The organism is Streptomyces sp. NBC_00016 (genome assembly GCF_045040885.1).
In the GTDB taxonomy this organism is placed as follows: Bacteria; Actinomycetota; Actinomycetes; order Streptomycetales; family Streptomycetaceae; genus Streptomyces; species Streptomyces coriariae.
Genome location: NZ_CP108304.1, coordinates 7,843,372 through 7,864,050 on the forward strand (window position 1 = coordinate 7,843,372; position 20,679 = coordinate 7,864,050).

Annotated in this window: 20 protein-coding genes; 10 read left to right on the forward strand and 10 right to left on the reverse strand. The window is 66.7% G+C overall.

The genetic code is table 11. The features are described from left to right. Positions 1-265: 265 nt before the first annotated feature. The 3 genes from OG933_RS34695 to OG933_RS34705 are packed head-to-tail and all read right to left on the reverse strand — an operon-like array spanning position 266 to position 2,108. Positions 266-463 carry a hypothetical protein gene (locus tag OG933_RS34695; protein ID WP_020130201.1) on the reverse strand — a complete coding sequence of 66 codons (198 nt, stop codon included), beginning with the start codon at positions 461-463 and terminating at the stop codon, positions 266-268. After that, positions 460-1,761 carry an FtsK/SpoIIIE domain-containing protein gene (locus OG933_RS34700; RefSeq protein WP_405630811.1) on the reverse strand — a complete coding sequence of 434 codons (1,302 nt, stop codon included), beginning with the start codon at positions 1,759-1,761 and terminating at the stop codon, positions 460-462. The genes OG933_RS34695 and OG933_RS34700 overlap by 4 nt, the downstream gene beginning before the upstream one ends. Continuing rightward, positions 1,761-2,108: a hypothetical protein gene (locus OG933_RS34705; protein WP_405630813.1), complete on the reverse strand. Its 348-nt coding sequence runs from the start codon at positions 2,106-2,108 to the stop codon at positions 1,761-1,763. Before OG933_RS34705 ends, OG933_RS34700 begins: the two co-directional genes overlap by 1 nt. A 166-nt stretch (positions 2,109-2,274) precedes the next feature. Here OG933_RS34705 and OG933_RS34710 point away from each other — a divergent pair, with 166 nt between their 5' ends. Beyond that, complete coding sequence (locus OG933_RS34710; RefSeq protein ID WP_405630814.1) at positions 2,275-3,054, forward strand: GntR family transcriptional regulator; 780 nt, start codon at positions 2,275-2,277, stop codon at positions 3,052-3,054. 410 nt (positions 3,055-3,464) lie between these two features. On the opposite strand, the gene OG933_RS34715 is transcribed toward OG933_RS34710, so the two are convergent. After that, on the reverse strand, positions 3,465-3,764 hold the full coding sequence (locus OG933_RS34715; protein ID WP_405630816.1) for a hypothetical protein: 300 nt from the start codon (positions 3,762-3,764) through the stop codon (positions 3,465-3,467). A 316-nt stretch (positions 3,765-4,080) separates the two neighbouring features. After that, positions 4,081-4,647 carry an ATP-binding protein gene (locus tag OG933_RS34720; protein ID WP_020132298.1) on the reverse strand — a complete coding sequence of 189 codons (567 nt, stop codon included), beginning with the start codon at positions 4,645-4,647 and terminating at the stop codon, positions 4,081-4,083. A 193-nt stretch (positions 4,648-4,840) separates the two neighbouring features. Here OG933_RS34720 and OG933_RS34725 point away from each other — a divergent pair, with 193 nt between their 5' ends. Then, a complete protein-coding gene (locus OG933_RS34725) occupies positions 4,841-6,193 on the forward strand; it encodes a tetratricopeptide repeat protein (protein ID WP_405630819.1) in 1,353 nt (450 codons plus the stop codon). 132 nt (positions 6,194-6,325) lie between these two features. Here the strand turns inward: OG933_RS34725 and OG933_RS34730 are convergent, their stop codons facing one another. After that, entirely contained in the window at positions 6,326-7,174 is an 849-nt protein-coding gene (locus OG933_RS34730; RefSeq protein ID WP_405630821.1) for a DUF4231 domain-containing protein, read from the reverse strand. Positions 7,175-7,496: 322 nt separating this feature from the next. Here OG933_RS34730 and OG933_RS34735 point away from each other — a divergent pair, with 322 nt between their 5' ends. The 4 genes from OG933_RS34735 (at position 7,497) to OG933_RS34750 (ending at position 11,612) form a co-directional block, all read left to right on the forward strand. Then, positions 7,497-8,333, forward strand: coding sequence for a vWA domain-containing protein (locus tag OG933_RS34735; protein ID WP_405630824.1), 837 nt, complete (start codon positions 7,497-7,499; stop codon positions 8,331-8,333). Beyond that, positions 8,330-9,184 (forward strand): hypothetical protein, encoded by an 855-nt coding sequence (locus OG933_RS34740; RefSeq protein ID WP_405630826.1) that lies wholly within the window; start codon positions 8,330-8,332, stop codon positions 9,182-9,184. Before OG933_RS34735 ends, OG933_RS34740 begins: the two co-directional genes overlap by 4 nt. 154 nt (positions 9,185-9,338) lie before the next feature. Beyond that, on the forward strand, positions 9,339-11,369 hold the full coding sequence (locus OG933_RS34745; RefSeq protein ID WP_405633591.1) for a protein kinase domain-containing protein: 2,031 nt from the start codon (positions 9,339-9,341) through the stop codon (positions 11,367-11,369). A gap of 12 nt (positions 11,370-11,381) precedes the next feature. Next, positions 11,382-11,612 (forward strand): hypothetical protein, encoded by a 231-nt coding sequence (locus tag OG933_RS34750; RefSeq protein ID WP_405630828.1) that lies wholly within the window; start codon positions 11,382-11,384, stop codon positions 11,610-11,612. A gap of 233 nt (positions 11,613-11,845) precedes the next feature. Here the strand turns inward: OG933_RS34750 and OG933_RS34755 are convergent, their stop codons facing one another. Beyond that, entirely contained in the window at positions 11,846-12,961 is a 1,116-nt protein-coding gene (locus OG933_RS34755) for a TDT family transporter (protein ID WP_405630830.1), read from the reverse strand. Positions 12,962-13,031: 70 nt separating this feature from the next. Between OG933_RS34755 and OG933_RS34760 the strand changes: the two genes are divergently transcribed. Then, positions 13,032-13,961: a LysR family transcriptional regulator gene (locus tag OG933_RS34760; RefSeq protein WP_020132303.1), complete on the forward strand. Its 930-nt coding sequence runs from the start codon at positions 13,032-13,034 to the stop codon at positions 13,959-13,961. A gap of 90 nt (positions 13,962-14,051) precedes the next feature. Here the strand turns inward: OG933_RS34760 and OG933_RS34765 are convergent, their stop codons facing one another. Both OG933_RS34765 and OG933_RS34770 read right to left on the reverse strand, forming a co-directional pair. After that, complete coding sequence (locus tag OG933_RS34765) at positions 14,052-14,774, reverse strand: gamma-glutamyl-gamma-aminobutyrate hydrolase family protein (protein ID WP_405630833.1); 723 nt, start codon at positions 14,772-14,774, stop codon at positions 14,052-14,054. A gap of 53 nt (positions 14,775-14,827) precedes the next feature. Next, positions 14,828-15,562: a FadR/GntR family transcriptional regulator gene (locus tag OG933_RS34770; protein WP_020132305.1), complete on the reverse strand. Its 735-nt coding sequence runs from the start codon at positions 15,560-15,562 to the stop codon at positions 14,828-14,830. Positions 15,563-15,667: 105 nt separating this feature from the next. On the opposite strand from OG933_RS34770, the gene OG933_RS34775 reads away from it, so the two are divergent. From OG933_RS34775 to OG933_RS34785, 3 genes are read left to right on the forward strand one after another with little or no spacing between them, the layout of a single operon-like run. Continuing rightward, the gene (locus tag OG933_RS34775; RefSeq protein WP_362533955.1) at positions 15,668-17,032 is read left to right on the forward strand and encodes a glutamine synthetase family protein; all 1,365 of its coding nucleotides are present in this window, start codon (positions 15,668-15,670) and stop codon (positions 17,030-17,032) included. 38 nt (positions 17,033-17,070) lie between these two features. Beyond that, the gene (locus tag OG933_RS34780) at positions 17,071-18,456 is read left to right on the forward strand and encodes an aldehyde dehydrogenase family protein (RefSeq protein ID WP_405630835.1); all 1,386 of its coding nucleotides are present in this window, start codon (positions 17,071-17,073) and stop codon (positions 18,454-18,456) included. Beyond that, positions 18,453-19,244 (forward strand): 3-oxoacyl-ACP reductase, encoded by a 792-nt coding sequence (locus OG933_RS34785; protein ID WP_020132308.1) that lies wholly within the window; start codon positions 18,453-18,455, stop codon positions 19,242-19,244. Before OG933_RS34780 ends, OG933_RS34785 begins: the two co-directional genes overlap by 4 nt. 20 nt (positions 19,245-19,264) lie before the next feature. On the opposite strand, the gene OG933_RS34790 is transcribed toward OG933_RS34785, so the two are convergent. Further along, positions 19,265-20,467, reverse strand: a complete 1,203-nt coding sequence (locus tag OG933_RS34790; protein WP_020132309.1) for an amino acid deaminase/aldolase — start codon at positions 20,465-20,467, stop codon at positions 19,265-19,267. Between the last annotated feature and the right edge of the window lie 212 nt (positions 20,468-20,679).

Below are 20,679 nucleotides of genomic sequence, written 5' to 3' on the forward strand. Positions count from 1 at the left end.
CCGGGGTGTAGTGCGGGGTGATGGTGGTGACCTTCCGGGGTGGGCCGCCGAAGCAGCCGGGACGGTTGTGGGTGGTGCGCCCTGGGGCATGGGGATCACTCCCTTGGGTGGGTCGTGGGTGGGGGCGAGATTCAGCGGATGGTGCCGGTTCCTCGGCAGACGCGGCAGCGTCGGATGCGTCCGGTCCAGGTTTTTCGGGCTCCGTCGCCCTTGCAGTGCGGGCACCTCACGCGAGGCATAGGCATGACTGGGGTGTCCTTTCTGCTCAGGTGTGGGAGAAGCCGCTGATGAACCAGGTGACGAGTCCGTGGATGGTGAAGACCACGGGGGTCTGGCCGAGGTAGACGCCGAAGAGGCCGACGCAGACCGCTTCCCAGGCGCGGACGTCGCGGGAGCGGACGAGGAGGACGGTGATGATCCCGAAGATCACCGCGAACGTGAACGCCGTGCCTTCGCTGATCACTTGGACTCTCCTTCCAGTGCGACAAGCGCGCGGGTGACGGGGGGCAGTTCCGGGGTTATCGCGCTGTACCTTCGGGCCGTGGCCACGGCCTCATCCGTCGGAGTGAGGTGGGATCGGGCACGGCTCCACCCGCCGTCCGGCCCGGTGCAGACGGCCACCCCGCGCTCTTCCGGCGTAATCCCCTGTGCGACAGCGACCGCATCCTTGTTGAGGTCGCCGAGGGTCATTTCGGCGGTGCCGGGGTCGTTGACCCGGTGGCAGATGCGGCCGCCGAGCTGGGCGCGCAGTGCGGTGACGCCGGGGCCGAGGTCGGATCCGACGCGTTGGCCGGCCACCACCAGGTGAATGCCGAGGGCGGCTCCGAGCTGGGCCAGCCGCAGCAGGAGAGTGGAGCACTGTTCGGCCTCCGCCCTGCTCTCGCGGGTGCCGTCGGACAGATACAGCTCTGCGATCTCGTCGACCAGGACCACGACCGGGACCGGGCGGAGCTTGTCCGGGAGCTCCCAAATGGAACGGACCCCGGCCGACCGGCACGCGCTCATCCGGTCCTGCATGTCGACCACCAAGGCCGAGAGGACCGCGACCGCTTCCCGTCGGCAGGTGGCCAGCGCGCTGAGCCGTCCGGCGAACAGGCCGAGTTCCATGCCGCCCTTGCAGTCGACGCCGACCAGGGCGACGCGCTGTGTGGCGAGTTGGGTGATGAGTCGGGCCAGCAGCGTGGACTTGCCCGAGCGAGTGGCCCCGGTGATCAGCCAGTGCGGCACCAGGCGCAGGTTCATCACCCATGCCCCGCCGGTCTCCAGTGCGCCGATGAGAGCGGAAAGGAGTTCGGCCGGGGCGGTGGCTAAGCCGGGCCGCTGAAGCGGGTCGGTGGCCATGGCGCTCAGGAGCACGATGCCGCGTTCGGGCGAGGTGACCCGCACCGCGTGGACCTTCCACGCGTGGACGAAGGCGTCCGTCGCCTTCAGATAGGTCGCCGGGGTCTGCCCCGCGTGCAGCCGCACCACCATCGTCAGCCCCATGGGGGTGACGCGGGGGAAGGAGCAGCGCGGAGCCACCGGCCGCACCGGGTCGCCCTTGACCATCAGGTGACCGACGAGGGTGCGGGCCGGGAGCCGCGACACCGCGAGGTCGTTCAGGACGGCGATCCGCCGCCAGGTGAACACCGCCCGCCACGCGGTGACGGGGTAGCCGACGAGGTACCAGTGCCAGGCCGGGCGGTGCCGGCGCACCAGGTCGCCGACGACGAGCATCCAGGCCACGACGGCGAGGGCGAAGGCGAGCACGATCGGTCCCATCACGCGTCACCGCCCTTGCCGTGCGGGGCAGTCGTGCGGACGGGGGTGACGGCATCAGCGCGGAAGCTGACACCGTGGCGGTCACCCATCGCCCACATGAACGCCACCAGGCCGGTGACCTTCACGATCTGGCCTTCCTCGATCCCTGTCGGCTCGCCACTGACGGCGATCTCGATGACGGAGATCCGCCGCCGGTCCTGCCGCACGGTCACGGCCACGGTGTAGACGGGGTTGCCGTCCCGGTCCTTCTTCACCTCCTGGGTCTCGGTGTTGCTGATCTTCGCTTCCGGAGCGATGGCGCACCGCAGTACGCCCAGTCGCATCGTGTCCACGGGAATGGACTGCATGTCTTCGGCCTCCCTGGCCAATCGGACGCCCGCCATATGCGGACGTCACTTGTCCTTACGAGTGATGAGTTTGGAGTGCTGTACGGCGAGTGCGCAATTACTTATGCTGACGAGTGACGCCGCGCGTGCGACGTGCCTATGACCCCGACCCGTCGGAGATGCCCAGATGTCGGAGATCCAGCGCCCCGGAGCCCTCTACCAACAGGTTGCCGCCGCCATCCGCGAAGCGATCCTGTCCGGCGAGTACGAACCCGGCGCCCCACTTCCCTCGGAAGCCCAGCTCATGGAGCGCTACCAGGTCTCCCGCCCGACCGTCCGCAACGCGGTCGCCGCCCTGCGCTCGGAAGGGCTGATCGACGTCCGCCACGGCAAAGGCAGCTTCGTACGCGCCGACCGCGGACCCACCGCCGAGATCTCCCGCTCCGTCGGCAGGACGTCGGCCGGACACTTCACGCTGCACGGCGTAGCCGCCTGGCAGCAGACCGAAGAGCCCACCACCTACCGCACCCACGCCACCGAAACCACCGCCCACCAGCTGGAACTCAAGGCGGAAGACGCACTGTTCGGCTGTGACCGACTGCTCGCCGACCCCGCAACCGGGACGCGCGCGATGCACCGCACACTGATCCCCTTCACCACCGCCGACGCCGTACCCGCGCTCGCCGAGGCACCGGATACCGAGCCCGCGAGCGTGTACACGCTGCTGACGAAGGCCGGACACAAGCTGTGGTGGTCCGAGACCGTACGCGCCCGCATGCCGCTGCCCGACGAACGCACCGCCCTGCGACTGCCCGACGCGACCCCGGTCCTGCACGTCTCCCGCGTGACCTGCGGCACCGACGACCAGGCCCTGATCCTCGAGGAACTCCGCATCCCAGCCGACCGCGCCGAACTCACCTACCGGATCACCGCTGACAAAGAACCCACCCGACGCACCAAGGCGTGACCGCGAACGGTAATCGGTCGAAACAGTCTTCACTTCCTCAAGGGCGCGCCTGCGGCGCGCCGGGCCGCCCGGCCGCCCCGGCCGGGCGTGCGGCGTGACCGCCGGTCCCGGCCGAGCGCCGGACGCCCCACACCGCAGCCAGCCCGAGCAGTCGATGCGCCGACCGGCCGTCGAGGGCCGGGGTGTGGGTGGCTGGGGGTCGCCGGCCTCCGAGACTTTAGGCAGCCACCATGGGGCGAGCCTCGAAGAACAGGGGGCCCATCGGGCACAACACCGGGCAGGTCCAGTACCTGCCCGATTCGCCGGGCGAGCGTAAGGCCCCCTGTTCACTCGCCCCATGGCAGCTCCCGCCCAAAGTCTCTCCACCCGCCGACGTGCCCACGCACACCGCCCACCAGCGGAAACACCCCTCACCGCGCATCACCGGCACCATCGGCGAGCGCCTCCAGGAGCTGGGCGAGCCGCACGGCGGCACCAGGCAAGCCCACCAGGCGCACAACCCCGTGCCCGTCGTCGTTCGTCGCAGCTACGGCCCGTAACTCGCACGGCTCGAACTCGGCCGCGAGAAGTGCCAAGTTCAGTTGATCGGCGGCCTCACGCGCGACACTCCAGCCCGCCATGTAGTCGACACCCCGCACCCACAGACCGGATCCCGCGCCCGCTGCGTTGTCGATCCCGTCACTCAGCCAGCCCTCACCCGAGGCACTCACGTGTCCCACCTCTGCCCTAAATCAGATAACGGATCGTCAACTCTCTTTGGCCCAGGGCAGATGCACAGCACGAAGGCCCCGGTACCATCGGCACCGGGGATCTTCGTGTTCCCCAACCGGGCCACCCTTCGCTTTCCAGGGCTGATGGGGTGGCCCGGTCTTGGTATGAGGTTGTGAAGCGTGACCCCCAGGCGCTGAGTGGGGACTCAGCGAACCGACCCAGGAGCCACGCCCCGTTCGCCGGATGAGTTACCTTCCGGCACCGGCCGCCGCGCACTCGTGCGAGAGCGAACAGCGCAACGACAGCCGGAGATCATCAAGACGGCCGGGCACGGGTGCCTGCGTCGAGGTCGAGGCGGCACCACACGGTCTTGCCGCCCCGGTCTTCCGGTGTCCACCACACCGCCGCTGCCAAGCGCTGGACGATGAGCAGCCCACGGCCGCTGTCCGGCAGGACCGCTTCCGACAGCTCTTCCATCAGCCCCGGCCAGAACGTGTCACCAAGCGGCAGCAGCGGCGGTGACGAGTCCTCATCCGCAACCCCGATGAACAGCCACTTCGGCCACACCTTGAAGTGCACGTCGACACGACGGGAACCGCCGGGACGTGTCAGGGAGCGTTCCGGCACGACATGGTTCACGACGTTCCCAACCAGCTCTGAAACGATCAGCCGGGCATCGTCCACCACCTCGCTGGCGCCCACGCCCCGGAGGAATTCGGCCGTATGGTCACGCGCAACGCGTGCCGCGTTGCCGCAGTCCGCGAAGAGAGTCAGCGACAGGTAGTGGCCGCCGGACGAGGGATCCGGCGCGGTGAACCAGTGGGCGTGCGCATCCAGTTCACCGGCTAAGTGCGCATGTGATTGCGCTCTTCTGGCGTCCATGAACGGGTCCCGTCTCAGGTCACGTCAACCGAGGATCTCTCGGCAGGGTGATGAGGGTGCACCCATCAACCCACCTGCCGCTCCCCCCTCTTGGGGACCCCCCTCACCGGTACACTCGGAATCCGGACGTGAGTGCAGATCGAGAGAGCCGATCTGACGAAGGGCGTCAGGTCAATCACGATGGGGAAGTGAGATGACCGAGGCAGCACCAACACCGGCAGCTCTGCCGCCGCACGTGCTTGAGCGCGCGGACGTGCGGTCAGCGATCGCCAACCACGACTTCGGCGAGGTCTTCAGACTCGCCAGGCTCCACGGCCACATCAGCTACGCCAAGATCTCCGAAGCCGTCGGCTACAAGCGCGAACACATCGGCAAGATGGCCCGCCCGGAGACCGACGGCACGGGCGTCCGCCCACGGATCACGCAGCACTACAAGATCCTCGAAGTCGTCGACGGCCTGCGCATCCCTGGCCACCTCGCAGGACTCGCGCCGCGCCCATGGGAGTTGGAGCGACCGGCGACGACAACCAAGTCCGACGACCCCAGCGCCCTGATTGCACAGGGCGGAGCCGGCCTGTGGGACATCGCCGAGATGCTGAGGCGCACGGAGATGTCCAGCATCAACAGCGCCGCCCTGGAGTCGATCGAACAAGGCATCGACCAATTGGCCCGCGCGTATCCGTACGCCGATGCCGACGACCTCCACGAGCGCACCCGCAACGGACTCCAGTACGTCACCAAGCAACTCGAAGGCCGGACGACCCTCCGCCAGCACCGGGAACTACTCGTCGACACCGGATGGCTGTTCCTGCTGAACGCGTGCGTCCAGTACGACCGAGGCCAGCGCGAGGCCGCGAACCTCAGCAAAGCCGCCGCACTCCGCATTGGCCAAGAGGCCGGCCACGGCGAGATCATGGCGTGGGCATGGGAGATCGAGGCGTGGTTCGCCCTCACACAGAGCCGTTGGCAAGACATGCTCGAAGCCGTCGAGGCCGGCCACGTCGCCGACCAGACCCACTCCGTCGGCGTGCAGCTCTACGCCCACAAGGCCCGCGCCGCCGCCCGCATGGGAGACAGCCGCCTGGTCCGAGACTCTCTCGACGCCGGCCGCGCCCGCCTGGACCGCCTACCGCGCCCGGACCACCCCGAACATCACTTCATCATCGACCCCGGCAAGTGGGACTTCTACGAGATGGACGCCTACCGTCTCCTCGGAGACGACGAACGCGCCGCAGCCCACGCCCGCTCAGTAATCCGCATCAGCACCGGCCCCAATGGCACGGAGATCTCACCCATGCGTGCAGCAGAAGCCCGACTGACCCTCGGAGTTGCCGCCGCACGTACTGGTGACGTAGAGGAAGCCATCGGCATGGGTATCACAGCTCTCGAAGCAGACAGGAAGTCTCTCCCGTCGCTGCTTTTAGTCGCTGACGAGCTGGACAAGGAACTTCGCTCCCGGTACCCGCGGGAAGCGTCCACGCGTGATTTCCATGAGCGGGTTATGTCCGTCGAGCGGGGTGCAGCCAAGACCGAGCTTCCGTTCTGATTGCCACTTTCCGCACCCCTTTCGCCTTGAACTCTATTGGTCCGTCTTAAAGGTGGCTCAGCTGCGTCAGTGTCGTCAGCCCCGCAGCTCGGTAAAGCATTCGACGAATTGAGCTGTAAATCGCGAAGCCAGCTAGCTCGGCCCGGCTGAAGACCGACTCCATTCAGCGGATCCAGCAACTTGCTCCTCCACTGGTTGGTCCAGTTGCTGTTGCCGACGTCGCTGCTCATTCCGGAATACTTCGACTCTCTCAACGAGACGCGCGAGGGCCTCCTGACGGCTCAGTCCCGAGTATTCTGCAATACCCAAGGTCATCGCATTAACCTCTTGCTCAATCAGATCAGCGGTCTGCTGAAGATAGAAACTTCGCTCACGAAACTTAAAATACCCCATAAATCCCGCAGCAAGTCCCACTGCGAGACTGAAACCAACCGTAAACCATTGATAAACCGTCATGGGACCCGCCTGCAGCGCAGCAACGGTTGTTGTGCAAAGGGATCCCACAATAATCACCGACTGAAGCCTGTTGTGGGTTTTTCGATACTTATCACTCTCCTCTTGATATTGTGAGATATGAGCAGATATATCCGCCTTATAGAGACTCTGACTAACGTGACTGGCAACAGCGTTGCCCGCCTCCGTCCAACGCAGATCATCCCGAATTCGCTCAAGGCTGGCTTCAGCCTCCTCAAGCGAGGGGAGCCCCCGGCGCCGAACCCACTTCTTGATGCTTAGAGCAGTTCCACCGAAGGCCGCCACAAGGACGCCGAAGACCAGGTCAAACTTCGCCACTATTGAATTGCCCCATGCAGCCGCCGAAGCTAGGCCAGCAGCGAGGACAGCGAACGCCACCACTCCCGAACAAAACCGGAACCACCGGTTTACCCGACGACGTGTACGCAGTATCGCCTCCGCTTCGGCGGCCTGGCGCTTGAGAGATCTGGCTAGTCGTCTCCCGACACCACTCTCTTCCTCCGTCATGCCCCTCCTCCACTCCTACACAGCCGATCTCGAGTGCCCCACTAATCCGGAAGCCGAAGTTCCGCTTCTGGATCGTGCGCACCCGACCGTACGTTACCTACGAGCAGCCGCACAGACCTTGACTCACTGCGAGCTGATAGCAAATTGCTGGCCTCCCCCCCCAGACGCTTGAGCGCCGCGCCTCGCTCAGCTCTCAGTCTTGAGTTCGCCCGAAGCTCTGTCGTGCGCAACAAAGGCCACTAGACTAACGGTTTCTGACAGGGGGTGAGTCGCCACGGTGCAACCTGGGCTCAACCCGACTCACGCAGTCCAGGAGGCCGAGATGGTCTATACCGCAGAGATCAGCCGTACCAATCCCGCTTGCATCATCTTCTTGGTGGACCGCTCTAGATCCATGGCGAGCGCGATCGGCGGCGACATCCCGCAACCGAAATCAGAAGTCGTCGCGGACGCCATCAATCGCCTTCTTTACGAGTTGACAATTAAGTGTGCCAAAGAATCGGGAGTTCGCGACTACTTTGAGGTTGCGGTCATCGGATACGGCCAGTCTGTAGGATCCGCGTTCAGCGGTAAACTCGCAGATCGCGATCTCGTCCCCCTTTCTCAGATCGCAGACAATCCGGCAAGGGTGGACCAACGCATCAAGAGAGTGCCCGACGGCGCAGGTGGTCTCGTAGACAGCGCTGCCAGCTTTCCGGTTTGGCTGGAGCCAGTGGCGGACGGGGGTACACCAATGAACCGAGCACTTCAGTATGCGAATAGTCTGGTTGCTAGCTGGGTTGAAGGACATCCGGGAGGCTTCCCTCCAATTGTACTTAACCTCACGGACGGTGAGTCAACAGACGGCGATCCAGCCGACTCCGGTACGGCAATTTGCACTCACACGACCGCAGACGGTGCGGCCCTTCTTTTTAACCTCCATGTATCTGCTGCCGGCGGTCAACCCGTAACATTTCCTCAATCTGACGCCGCGCTGCCCGACTCGCACTCCCGCCTGTTGTTCGCGATGTCGAGTCAACTTCCCGGCCACATGCGTTCTTATGCGACATCGTTGGGCCACCGAGTGAGCGATGAAACTCGCGGATTTGTCTACAATGCAGACATTAGTGCCGTGGTTCAGTTCCTCGATATCGGCACACGCTCCACGGACCTGCGGTGACCTATTCCATTACAGTTAAAGCCGTAGTGATACCTAAACAGGGAAACAGCGAGAGCGAGTGTGAGGACTCCTGCCGCGTAATTCCGAAGAGTTCTCTCAGTAAGAAGTGCTTCGGGCCAGTAGTGGCGGTTATTTCCGACGGCGCATCGGAAAGTATGTTTGCGCAGGCATGGTCGACCATGATCACCCGACGGGTTGCCCACCGAGCCTATTTCGTTCCTGAAATTCTAACGGGCCCCGGCCCCAGTTTTCGTCACTTCATGAACCAACTCGCGGGCCACTGGGAACGGTGGCTTGCCCGTTACATTGATCAGCGTGTTACTGATGGCCGCCCGCTGAAATGGTATGAGGAGGCGAAACTAGCGTCTGGGGCATTCGCCACACTTCTAGCCGTACGCCTTGAGTACGGCCATTCTCAGCCGGTATACGAGGGAAAGGAAGATGGCTCCTGGCATGCGGCCGCTCTGGGAGACTCCTGCATATTCCAAATACGAGGGAACGAGATTATATCCCTTTTCCCCGTCGAGTCGTCAGCCGACTTCGGTAATACGCCAAGTCTCTTGGGAAGCAATGCCAATCGGGAACTTGTTTGCCGACGCACAGCTTTCCTGGATGGCTCTTTCAAGCACGGCGATGAATTCTTTCTCATGACAGATTCCATTGCAGCCTGGTTCCTATCCACTGTTGAGAAAACTCATCCGAGCGAGCTGAAAGGGATTCTGGATCAATTAAGAGGATTCAGCCGTACCGAAAATAGGTCGGCATTCGAGTCGTGGTTGTCTTCTTTGATAGCAAGCGGTACCTTGCGAAACGACGACGTAACCTTTATGCATATCCGCACTTCGGGGTGAACGGGTGACAGACTTTCGTGACGAAGCGGTGGAGGAACAAGGAATTCGTAGACTTCCGACCGGAGCTCAGTACTCCACCGCCCTTCAGGACACACGACTTTGCTTCCATCATGATGATCTCAGGAACTCCAAACCCACACTGAATGTAATTGGCATGCCGAAGCCTGTGTCTGGGAGCTCGGCCACCGTCTTTTCACTAATTGGCGCTGATGGCCAACGACGTACAGCGATCAAGTGCTTCACAAGGCATGTGACTGATCAAGAACGCAGGTACCAAACGATCAGTGAACACCTTGCCCAGGTCGACACCGGGTCCCTTTCGCAGCCGTGGAAAATGAATTTTGAGTATATACCTGATGGGATTCTAGTCGAAGGTGTCCGCTATCCGATTCTGAAGATGGATTGGGTCGATGGAGTTCACCTATCACAATGGATGAGCACTCACCATCAAGACCAGACGGCGGTGGCAGAGATAGCTCGCAAGTTTGCAGAACTTGTAAGTGATCTCAACCGTAACGGTATAGCTCACGGTGATCTTCAGCACGGGAATCTGCTAGTTGCTGAAGATCGCACGTTGCGGTTGGTCGACTATGACGGCTTGTTTGTGCCAGCACTGGCTGGCCAACCAGGCAACGAAATCGGGCATCGAAACTACCAGTCTCCACATCGGACTCTCGGTAATTTCGGTCCCGCTATGGACAATTTCTCGGCATGGGTAATCTACGCTTCGCTTATCGCTGTGGCTGCGGATCCTGCGCTGTGGCCGCAGTTGCACGACGCCGACGGCGAGTATTTGATCCTGTCCGAAGATGACTTCTCAGATCCGGCTAGCTCGGCGCACTTTCCTGGACTCTTGCGTCATTCCAGCCCTACAATCAGCACTGCTATGAACCAGCTGAGGTTGCTCTGCGAAAAGCCTTTTGAAGAAATATCAAAGCTTGATTTGAATCTATTTTGCACTGACGCAGCAGTGGCGCGAAACGACCTGTCCAATGACACTGTGGAGCTTGCTAGTAAAACGCAGTCGGGTCGGCCATCGTGGCTCGACGGTCACCTTTCAACTAACACCATCAGGCAGGATTTTTCTGTCGAATCGTTTCGAGGCCGGCATCGACACGAGTTCCTTCTTGCTTCACTCGGAGTGCTCACCGTCACTGCTCCACTGATCGCAGGAACTACTAAGTTCGTTGATTCTGGTGCCGTCATTCTTGGCGTATCTTTCATGTTGTGCCTCTTCTTTGCCCTAGCTGCTATTTCCCGAGTAAAGCGTGGCGAACTAGATGCTCTCCGTAATAAGCAACAAAGTTTGGATCAGCTCCTTGTGCTGACCAAAGAGGCTTCAGCCAATTACGCGACGGCTCACAAGGAACGCACTCTAATCATAGAAGATGAAGAAGGAAGGATCGAAAATAATAAGGACCAGAATCAAGATCTGACGCGCCAGCTTCATCGGAAGTACGCGCGCATCGAATCAGCTAGAATTTTGGCAGCAGAAGCGCTAGAACAGGAGTTGCGCAGCCTGCGGGCGGAGAAGGATGGCGTTCTCTCCGAAAAGTTGCTCCCCCTTCAAGAACCCTGGATTGGGAAGAGGTTGCCTTCTTTCCTTCTTTCTGACGCCAATCTGTCTGGATTCACCTCGAAGAACATTTCTTCACTTGCGGCGCTTAACCTTCTTACTGCGGCAGACATTTCTGGAGTAAAACGAATCAAAGGAGGATCAGATGCCTTGCTGATAACAGGTGATGGAAGGACCCTGAAAGTAGCTGGAATCGGGCCAGCGAAGGCAGGCGCTCTGTACGTGTGGCGCCAGCAATGCGAAGAGACGGCTCGAGCATCGTGCCCGATACGCTTGTCCGCGGAGGAAGAAGCAGAAATTGATAGAACTTTCGAGTCCCGATTCGAGTCAATCGCGACTCGAAAGTCGGCAGTCGACCAGGAGGCAGCGCAGAAGCGAAGCGCGGCTAGGCAGGATCTCGCGACCATTCGTACACGCCTAGCAGATATGCACCAGGATGAATTAGAAGATCTTAGGGGGCGAAAAAGAGAGCTGGATGGTCGGATTGCCAGTATTCGCGCAAGCTCGACGGACCTGCATTATTTGAGTCAATCAAGAGACTTGCTGGCGATGGGAGCACGAAGGCTCTCATATTGGCGTTACCTTCGCTTTCTATATATCAGAGATTAGTGAGAGGTATCAATGATCGATGTACCACAGACGCACAAGGATGCCGTTGCCAAGGCGATCGCGGCTCTGGGTGGTATTTGGGATACGCAGCGAACCGTGACTACCTTGCGCGACTCCGGACATGAGCCAACCGACCAGCGGGCCGCAGAAAAGGAAGCGCGGCGCGTTCTCCGCCAACTTGCGTTGAAAGGCTCGTTGGTGAAGATCGATCCGGTCCGGGCCATCTACAGATCAGCCGTCTAGTGCGGGGTGGAGGCGCTGGGCGAACTACTGTCGCTCCACGAGGGCAGAAGCCTGACCCGAACCAGACCACGACAAGGTCTGTGAACGCGGCTTGACATGGATCACCAAACCGCGTTCACAAGCCTCAGGAACGCGCGCCTGCCCTCTGGCCTCCACCGAACCTCGAATGCTTTGAGGAACAAGCCGTGGCCCTCCAGCAAAGATGGGTGAAGTCTGGAGGTGCGAGCGAGAAGTTACTTTCGCTGAGGCGCTGCGAGCAGCTCACCGCTGAGCAGCCCGCGGACGGTGTGCGTGGCGGCGACGGCCCACGCGGTGACGAGGACGACGTACAGCGCGCAGGCGAGCACGTCGTAGGCGACCAGCCCGGTGTGCCGGGCCAGCGCCGCCGCTCCGGTCACGCAGGTGCCGACCGGGAAGGTGAACGCCCACCAGGTCATCGCGAAACCCATCCCGTGCCGGCGGGCCCGCACCACATGCGCGGTGGCCAGACACAGCCAGAGCAGCGCGAACCCCATGACGGGCACCCCGTACAGCACGGCGAGCACGGCGAAACCACGGCTGTCCGGGCCGGGCAGCACCCCCGGAGCGGCCTCCGCGAACTTTCCGACGGCGGTGGTGGACTGCCCGAGCGGGCCCAGGACGAGGAACAGGGTCGGGGTGAGGACGAGAGGCAGCGGCCCGCCGGTCACCAGCCGCGCGAACACGACCGGCAGCATGACGAGCGTGGCGAGCAGACTCAGGCCGAACAGCGCGAAGCACGCCAGGAGCAGTGTCTGCCGCGGCTGCCCGGCCGGCAGATACGGCACCAGCAGCGGCCCGAGCGCGGCGGACACCATGGGCGCGACGAGCGGCAGCAGCCACACGGGCGTGGCCTGGCACGCCCGTACCCGATGACGTACGGCCATCAGGTACGGGACGGCGACGGCGGCTGTGAGCGCGACGGCCGTCCCGACGGTGAACAGCACGGCGTCCAGGGCGACCGCGGCCCGGACGCCGATCCAGTCCCGGCCGACGGTGAGGGCGCCGCCCCCGACGGCCAGCAGCGCCATCGCCAGGCAGCCGTAGAACGGCGCCGTCGCCGGATCCAGCAGATGGGCGCGGGCCTGGTCGCGGTGATGGCGCCAGTGCAGGGCGCGGGCGCCGAGCAGGGCTGCCAGCAGGACGAGGGCGAGGGCCCAGCAGGCGGTGAGGAGCGGCCGCAGCCCCGGCGGCCGGACGGGGAGCGCGGCTCCCGCCGTGGCGAGGATCGCGGTCCCCATGACCGTGGCGTACCAGTTCGGTCCGAGGTGACGGACGGCGCCGGCGGGCACACGGGGGAGGGCGTACAGGGGCTGGGCGGCGGTGACCATGCCTCCACGGTCGCCCGGCCGTCCTCCCACGACCAGGGAGTACGGCTCTATGGGGACATACGCTGGGCTTATGGGGAGTGTCGAGGAACAGCCCGCGGACGGCGGAACGGGTTCGATCGCGCACCGCGTCCCGGACCTGGGCGCGCTGGAGCTGCTGCTGGCGGTGGCACGGCTGGGCAGCCTGGGCGCGGCCGCGCGGGAGCTCGGCATCACTCAGCCGGCCGCGAGCAGCCGGATCCGTTCCATGGAACGCCAGTTGGGCGTGGCCCTGGTGGACCGCTCGCCGCGCGGCTCCCGGCTCACGGACACCGGCGCGCTGGTGACGGACTGGGCGGGGCGGGTCGTCGAGGCGGCCCGGGCGTTCGACGCCGGGGCGCAGGCGCTGCGGGTCCGCCGGGACTCGCGGCTGCGGGTGGCGGCGAGCATGACGATCGCCGAGTACCTGTTGCCCGGCTGGCTGCTCGCGCTGCGCGCCGGGCGGCCGGACACGGCGGTGTCGCTGCTCGCGGGCAACTCGGCGGCCGTCGCCGAGCGGCTGCTCTCCGGGGAGGCGGACCTCGGCTTCGTGGAGGGCCTCACGGTGCCGCCCGGCCTGGACTCGGCCGTGATAGCCCACGACCATCTGATCGTCGTGGTCGCGCCCGCCCACCCGTGGGCCCGCAGGCGGCGGCCGCTGCCCGCGGCCGAGCTGGCCTCGACGCCGCTGATCCTGCGCGAGAAGGGCTCGGGGACCCGGCAGGTGCTCGACACGGCGCTGGGCGGTCTGGCCCGGCCGCTGATCGAGCTCTCCTCGACGACCGCGGTCAAGGCGGCGGCGGTCAGTGGGGCGGGGCCGGCGGTGCTGAGCGAGCTGGCGGTCGGGGAGGAGCTGGGGCTGCGGCGGCTGGTGAAGGTGCCGGTGGAGGGGGTTGCGCTGGCGCGTGATCTGCGGGCGGTGTGGCCCACGGGGCATCGGCCCGCGGGGCCGGCCCGGGAGCTGTTGTCGTTGACACGGGGGTAGGTTCTCCCGCCCCCCGCCTCCGCCCCTTCCCTTCCCGACCCTGGGGGCGGTGCCCCCAGACCCCCCTTCGGCCCCGAAAGGGCCTCGTCCTCAAACGCCGGACGGGCTGGGGTGCGCCGCTGTCGGTTGCGCCGCTGTCACCAAGGCGTGCATGACCCGTACGTCCTCGGCCATCTCCGGGTGCCACTGGACGCCCAGCACCCAGGTCGCGGACGGTAGTTCGATGGCCTCCACGGTGCCGTCCGTCGCGTACGCCGACGGAATCAGGTCCGTGCCGAGACGGTCCACGGCCTGGTGGTGGTAGGCCGGTACGGAGGTCTCCTCCTCGACGGCCGCGGCGTACCGCGTGCCGGGGACCGGCTTGACCGGGTGGCGGCCGAAGGCGCCGACGACCTCGGCGTGTCCTTCGATGTGCTGGGTGAGGGTGCCGCCGAGCGCGACGTTCAGCAGCTGCATGCCCCGGCAGATGCCGAGCAGCGGGAGGTCCGCCGCCAGCGCCGCCTCGATCAGGGCCAGCTCCCAGGCGTCCCGCTCCCGCGCCGGCGGCCCGGTGCGGGGGTCCGGCTCGGCGCCGTAGCGGACCGGTTCGACATCGGGGCCGCCCGCGATCACCAGGCCGTCGAGGCGGGCCACGGTCGCCGCCGCGTGCTCGGGAGCGTCCGGCGGCAGCATCGCGGCCAGTCCGCCGGCCCGCTGCACCAGCCGCGGGTAGCCGACGGGCAGCAGCGCGGCGTCCAGCGCCCACACGCCCCAGCGCGCCGCGGACTCCAGATACGTGCTGACGCCGATCAGGGGCCGTGAACCGTCCGTCATGTGCCCTCCCGCTCCCGCAATGGATCGCCGCAATGGATCGTATGCATACCTTTTCACGTCAGGAAGCCCCTGAGCAGGGCGGCCGTCCCCGCGCAGTGCTCCCGCATCATCTCCCGCGCCCCGTCCGCGTCCCCGTCCAGCACCGCCTCCACCAGCGCGAGGTGCTGCCGCTGCGAGTGCTCCAGATTGCGCACCAGGAGCGGGATGCAGTCGAGCAGGTCGTTCACCGTGGCCCGGACCGCCGCGTACCGCGCGGTCAGCGAGGGCGAGCCGCACAGCTCGGCCAGGGTGAGGTGGAGCATCGTGTCCAGGCGGCGGTAGTCGGCCAGCGGTGCGTCCGCCGTGCGGGCCAGCGCCTCGCGCAGGCGCTCCGCCTGCTCGTCCGTCAGTCCGTGCGTCGCGCACAGGCCCGCCGCGCCCACCTCGAGCACCTCACGGAAGCGCAGCACGTCCTCGATGTCGACCTCCGCGATCCGCCGCCGCAGCTCGTCCTCGCCGCCGGCGTCCGTACGCGGCAGCACGAACGTTCCGCCGTAGCGGCCCCGGCGGGACTCGACCAGGCCCTGGTCCTGGAGGACCTTCAGCACCTCGCGCAGCGTCACCCGGCTGATCCCGAGCCGCTCTGCCAGGTCCCGCTCGGCCGGCAGCCGTTCGCCGCCCGGCACCAGGCCCAGCCGTACCACCTGGAGAATCTGCTCCAGCGCCTCCTCGAAGCCGTTCCCGGCCCGCACCGGCCGCAGTACCGGCGTCAACCGGTCGTCCGGTCCGCCGTCAGCGTCCACCGACATCTGGCCGTGCCCCCTTCCCAAGCAATGGTTCTCCGCAATACCTTATGGCTCCCGGCCCGCCCGAAGAAGACGGGGGAGCCGGGGAAGCCGAAGGAGGCCCTTCCCGTGGCAGACCGCACACCCCCGCTCGGCGTCGAGGAGCTGCACGCCCACGTCGCGAGCGGTGAGATCGACACTGTCGTCCTGGCCTTCCCCGACATGCAAGGGCGTCTCCAGGGCAAGCGGTTCGCCGCCCAGTTCTTCCTCGACGAGGTCCTCCAGCACGGCACCGAGGGCTGCAACTACCTCCTCGCCGTCGACACGGACATGAACACCGTCGACGGGTACGCCATGTCCTCCTGGGAGAGCGGCTACGGCGACTTCGCCATGCGCCCCGACCTGTCGACGCTGCGCCGCGTGCCGTGGAACGCCGGTACCGCGCTGCTCATCGCCGACCTGGCCTGGAACGACGGCTCGCCCGTGGTCGCCGCGCCGCGCCAGATCCTGCGCCGCCAGCTGGAGCGCCTCGCCGGGCACGGTTTCACCGCCCAGGTCGGCACCGAGCTGGAGTTCATCGTCTTCAAGGACAGCTACGAGGCCGCCTGGGACGCGAACTACCGCGGACTCACCCCGGTCAACCAGTACAACGTCGACTACTCGGTGCTCGGCACCGGCCGGGTCGAGCCACTGCTGCGCCGCATCCGCAACGAGATGGCCGGCGCCGGACTCACCGTCGAGTCCGCCAAGGGCGAGTGCAACCCCGGCCAGCACGAGATCGCCTTCCGCTACGACGAGGCCCTGGTCACCTGCGACCAGCACGCGATCTACAAGACCGGCGCCAAGGAGATCGCCGCCCAGGAGGGCGTCTCGCTGACCTTCATGGCCAAGTTCAACGAGCGCGAGGGCAACTCCTGCCACATCCACCTCTCGCTCACCGACGCCGACGGCACCAACGTCATGGCCGGCGACGGGGAAGGAGGGATGTCCGACGTCATGCGGCACTTCCTCGCCGGACAGCTCGCCGCCCTGCGCGACTTCTCCCTCCTCTACGCCCCGAACATCAACTCCTACAAGCGGTTCCAGCCGGGCTCCTTCGCCCCGACCGCCGTCGCCTGGGGATACGACAACCGCACCTGCTCCCTCCGCGTCGTCGGCCACGGCCGCTCGATGCGCTTCGAGAACCGGCTGCCCGGCGGCGACGTCAACCCGCATCTCGCGGTCGCGGGCCTTGTCGCGGCGGGCCTGTACGGCATCGAACAGAAGCTGGAGCTGCCCGAGGCCTGTCCCGGCAACGCCTACACCGCCGAGTACGCCCACGTCCCGACCACCCTGCGCGAAGCCGCCGAGATCTGGGCGGACAGCCCGATCGCGCTGGCCGCGTTCGGCGAGGAGGTCGTCGCGCACTACCGCAACATGGCACGCGTCGAGCTGGAGGCCTTCGACGCGGCGGTCACCGACTGGGAGCTGCGCCGCTCCTTCGAACGTCTCTGACGCACCCACCCGCGCACCCGCCCGCGAAAGGCCCTTCCTTGTCCGATGCGCAGTCGCTTCCGCACGAGCTGATCGTTCTCAACCCGGCCACCGAGGAGATCGTCGCCACTGTCCCGGCCGCGGACGCGGCCGACGTGGACCGCGCCGTCGCCCGCGCCGGCGCCGCCCAGAAGGCCTGGGCCGCGGCCGCCCCGGCCGACCGGGCCCGGCTGCTGCGCCGCTTCGCCGACGTCGTCGACGCACACGTCGAGGAACTGGCGCTCCTCGAGGTCCGCGAGGCCGGCCACCTCCTCGGGAACGCCCGCTGGGAGGCCGGCAACGCCCGCGACCTGCTCCTGTACGCGGCCGGCGGCGTCGAGCGGCTCCTGGGCCGCCAGATCCCCGTACCCGGCGGCTGGAACATCACCTTCCAGGAGCCGCTCGGCGTGGTCGGGGTAATCGCCCCCTGGAACTTCCCGATGCCCATCGCCGCCTGGGGCTCCTTCCCGGCCCTCGCGGCAGGCAACGCCGTCGTCCTCAAGCCCGCCGAGACCACCCCGCTCACCGCCCTGCGCCTGGCCGAACTGGCCCTGGAGGCGGGCCTGCCGGAGCACCTCTTCCAGGTACTGCCCGGCCACGGAGCCGTCGCCGGCCGCGCGCTCGTCGACCACCCGGGCGTGGCGAAGATCGTGTTCACGGGCTCCACCCGCACCGGCCGCGAGGTCATGGAACGCTGCGCCCGGCAGGTCAAGCCGGTCACCCTGGAACTCGGCGGCAAGAGCCCCAACATCGTCTTCGCGGACGCCGACCTGAAGGCCGCGGTCGATCCCTTCTCCTTCCTCGACAACTCCGGCCAGGACTGCTGCGCCCGCACCCGTGTCCTCGTCCAGGAATCGGTCTACGACGAGGTGGCCAACCACCTGGCGCGGGAACTGGCCGCCGTGACGGTCGGCGACCCGGCCGACGAGAAGACCCGGATGGGCCCGCTGATCTCCCGGCAACAGGTGGACCGCGTACGGTCGTTCGTCCCGGACGACGCCGAGGCACTGCGCGGCACCGCCCCCGACGGCCCCGGCTTCTGGTTCCCGCCGACCGTCCTCACCGGCGCCGCACCCGACTCGCCCGCCGCCCGCGAGGAGATCTTCGGCCCCGTCGCCGTACTGCTCCCCTTCACCGACGAGGCGGACGCGATCCGGCTCGCCGACGACACCCCCTACGGCCTCTCCGGCTCCATCTGGACCCGGGACGTCGGCCGGGCGCTGCGCGTCTCCCAGGCGGTCCGGGCCGGCAACCTGTCCGTCAACTCCCACTCCAGCGTCCGCTACTGGACCCCGTTCGGCGGCTACAAGCAGTCCGGCGTCGGCCGTGAACTGGGTCCGGACGCCCTGACCGCCTTCACCGAAACCAAGAACGTCTTCATCAGCACGGAGGGCCCCGCACAGTGACCGCATCGCCTGACGAGATCATCTGCCGCCGTCTGGTCGGCCGCACCGCAGTCATCACCGGAGCCGGCAGCGGCATCGGCCTCGCCACCGCGCGCCGGCTCGCCTCGGAGGGCGCGCACGTCGTCTGCGGCGATGTCGACGAGACCCGCGGCAAGGCGGCCGCCGAGGAGGTCGGCGGGACCTTCGTGAAGGTCGACGTCACCGACCCCGAGCAGGTCGAGGCACTGTTCAAGGCCGCCTACGACACCTACGGCAGCGTCGACATCGCCTTCAACAACGCCGGCATCTCCCCGCCCGACGACGACTCCATCCTGGAGACCGGCCTCGAGGCCTGGAAGCGCGTCCAGGAGGTCAACCTGACCTCCGTCTACCTGTGCTGCAAGGCCGCGCTCCCCTACATGCGGCGCCAGGGCAGGGGCTCCATCATCAACACGGCGTCCTTCGTGGCCCGGATGGGCGCCGCCACCTCGCAGATCTCGTACACGGCGTCCAAGGGCGGCGTCCTCGCCATGTCCCGTGAGCTGGGCGTGCAGTTCGCCCGGGAGGGCATCCGCGTGAACGCCCTGTGCCCGGGGCCGGTCAACACCCCGCTGCTCCAGGAGCTGTTCGCCACGGACCCGGAGCGGGCCGCCCGCCGGCTGGTCCACATCCCCGTCGGCCGGTTCGCCGAGGCCGAGGAGATCGCCGCCGCCGTCGCCTTCCTGGCCAGCGACGACTCCTCCTTCGTCAACGCCTCCGACTTCCTGGTGGACGGCGGGATCTCCGGGGCCTACGTGACCCCGCTCTAGGACGCCCCACGGCCGGCCGCCTACAGGAAGGTCTGCCCCTCACCCCGGTAGGTCGGCACGGTCGCCGTCACCGCGTCCCCCTCGACGAGGTGCAGCACGTCGAACCGCTCGCACAGCTCACCGGCCTTCGCGTGCCGGAACCACACCTTGTCGCCGATCAGCAGATCGTCGGCGGGCGAGCCGAGCAGCGGCGTCTGCACCTCGCCCGGGCCCTCCTGGGGGTCGTACCGCAGCCCTTCCGGCAGGTACGGCACGGGCAGCCGGTCGGGCCCCGCGGCACCGGACGCGGGATACCCGCCGCCGAGCACGGTGACGATCCCCACCCCCGGCCGCCGGACGACGGGCTGGGCGAACAGGGCCGCCGGACGGCCGCTGAAGGACGTGTAGTTGTCGAACAGACGCGGCACGTACAGCCCCGACCCGGCCGCGATCTCGGTGACCGCGTCCTCGGCGGCGGTGTGCTGCACACTGCCGGTGCCGCCGCCGTTGACGTACTCCAGATCCGGTACGACGGCCCGCACCGCGCGCACGACCGCGGCGCGGCGCTCGGCGAGCTCGCGCCGGGCGGTGGCCTGCATCAGCCGGATGGCCCGGGACCGGAAGGGCCGCCCGGCGACGGCGTCGCCGACCCCGGCGATGTGCCCCTCGTAGGCCATGATCCCCACGACCTTGAAACCGGGCCGCCGGGCGACCGCCCGCGCCACGTCGGCGACCTGGGCGGGGGAGTGCAGCGGCGAGCGCAGCGCGCCGACCCGGACCCGGCCGCCGAGGAACTTCAGCGCGGTGTCCAACTCCAGGCAGACCCGGATGACTTCGCGCCCTTCGCCGCGCGCGCCGTCGATGAGGTCGAGCTGGGAGACGTCGTCGACCATGACGGTGACGGCGGCGGCGAGCTTGGGGTCGGCGGCCAGTTCGGCGAAGGCGGTGCGGTCGGCCGACGGGTAGGCGAGGAGGATGTCGTCGAACCCGGACCGGGCCAGCCACAGGGACTCGGCGAGGGTGAACGACATGATGCCGGCGAAGCCGTCCTTCGCCAGGACGCGTTCCAGCAGCGTCCGGCAGCGTACGGACTTGCTGGCGACACGGATCGGCTTGCCGCCGGCCCGGCGGACCAGATCCTCGGCGTTGGCGTCGAAGGCGTCCAGGTCCACGAGGGCGAGAGGTGCGTCGAGATGGGCGGTGGCCCGGTCGTAACGGGCCCGGTCGGCGGCGCGCGCAGTCATGAACGAAGCCTGCCAGACAGGATTACCGCAGGGTAGGGGGACGTTCCGGGCAGAAGCCCCGGGCGTCGCGGACTGGTTCCCGTTCGCCCGGCGACAAGCCGTAGAGTGACGCGCACGCACGGAGGACGGCTCCGGCCGGGCAACCGTGTCGGGATGCCGGTCCGCCCGTGCGGGTATGCGTGCCCAGGGCGGACTGTCGCGTCCGCGCCGGG